General features: G+C 63.0%; 1 rRNA gene. It reads left to right on the forward strand.

The features are described from left to right. Positions 1 to 242: 242 nt before the first annotated feature. Positions 243 to 1748 (forward strand): 16S ribosomal RNA (locus tag KTF55_RS09880). Positions 1749 to 1775 lie beyond the last annotated feature (27 nt).

Genomic DNA, 1775 nt, shown 5'->3' on the forward strand with positions numbered 1-1775 from the left:
ACCGGATGAGCCGCGGGGCGTGCACCTTGAGAACCGGATACTGCGAGGATGGACACACAAGCTGTGTCGCATCCGGGCAGACATCGAACCATTTGAAATGGTCTAACTTGGATTTGTTTTTCGCAAGGCCGCCGAGAGGCGGCCCCGAGAAATTCCTTTTCCTATACTAAAACCATATGAATCGAACGGAACCGATCAGCGATGAACTGAGAGGACCGGACGGGCTCGAAGCCCATATATTTTGGACGGAGAGTTCGATCCTGGCTCAGGATGAACGCTGGCGGCGCGCCTAACACATGCAAGTCGAACGGCACCTATCTTCGGATAGAAGCGAGTGGCGAACGGCTGAGTAACACGTGGAGAACCTGCCCCCTCCCCCGGGATAGCCGCCCGAAAGGACGGGTAATACCGGATACCCCGGGGTGCCGCATGGCACCCCGGCTAAAGCCCCGACGGGAGGGGATGGCTCCGCGGCCCATCAGGTAGACGGCGGGGTGACGGCCCACCGTGCCGACAACGGGTAGCCGGGTTGAGAGACCGACCGGCCAGATTGGGACTGAGACACGGCCCAGACTCCTACGGGAGGCAGCAGTGGGGAATCTTGCGCAATGGGGGGAACCCTGACGCAGCGACGCCGCGTGCGGGACGGAGGCCTTCGGGTCGTAAACCGCTTTCAGCAGGGAAGAGTCAAGACTGTACCTGCAGAAGAAGCCCCGGCTAACTACGTGCCAGCAGCCGCGGTAATACGTAGGGGGCGAGCGTTATCCGGATTCATTGGGCGTAAAGCGCGCGTAGGCGGCCCGGCAGGCCGGGGGTCGAAGCGGGGGGCTCAACCCCCCGAAGCCCCCGGAACCTCCGCGGCTTGGGTCCGGTAGGGGAGGGTGGAACACCCGGTGTAGCGGTGGAATGCGCAGATATCGGGTGGAACACCGGTGGCGAAGGCGGCCCTCTGGGCCGAGACCGACGCTGAGGCGCGAAAGCTGGGGGAGCGAACAGGATTAGATACCCTGGTAGTCCCAGCCGTAAACGATGGACGCTAGGTGTGGGGGGACGATCCCCCCGTGCCGCAGCCAACGCATTAAGCGTCCCGCCTGGGGAGTACGGCCGCAAGGCTAAAACTCAAAGGAATTGACGGGGGCCCGCACAAGCAGCGGAGCATGTGGCTTAATTCGAAGCAACGCGAAGAACCTTACCAGGGCTTGACATATGGGTGAAGCGGGGGAGACCCCGTGGCCGAGAGGAGCCCATACAGGTGGTGCATGGCTGTCGTCAGCTCGTGTCGTGAGATGTTGGGTTAAGTCCCGCAACGAGCGCAACCCCCGCCGCGTGTTGCCATCGGGTGATGCCGGGAACCCACGCGGGACCGCCGCCGTCAAGGCGGAGGAGGGCGGGGACGACGTCAAGTCATCATGCCCCTTATGCCCTGGGCTGCACACGTGCTACAATGGCCGGTACAGAGGGATGCCACCCCGCGAGGGGGAGCGGATCCCGGAAAGCCGGCCCCAGTTCGGATTGGGGGCTGCAACCCGCCCCCATGAAGTCGGAGTTGCTAGTAATCGCGGATCAGCATGCCGCGGTGAATGCGTTCCCGGGCCTTGTACACACCGCCCGTCACACCACCCGAGTCGTCTGCACCCGAAGTCGCCGGCCCAACCGAGAGGGGGGAGGCGCCGAAGGTGTGGAGGGTGAGGGGGGTGAAGTCGTAACAAGGTAGCCGTACCGGAAGGTGCGGCTGGATCACCTCCTTTCTAGGGAGATACATTCTTAGAGAGACA

The sequence above is a fragment of the Collinsella sp. MSK.8.10 genome (assembly GCF_019041915.1).
Taxonomy (GTDB): Bacteria; Actinomycetota; Coriobacteriia; order Coriobacteriales; family Coriobacteriaceae; genus Collinsella.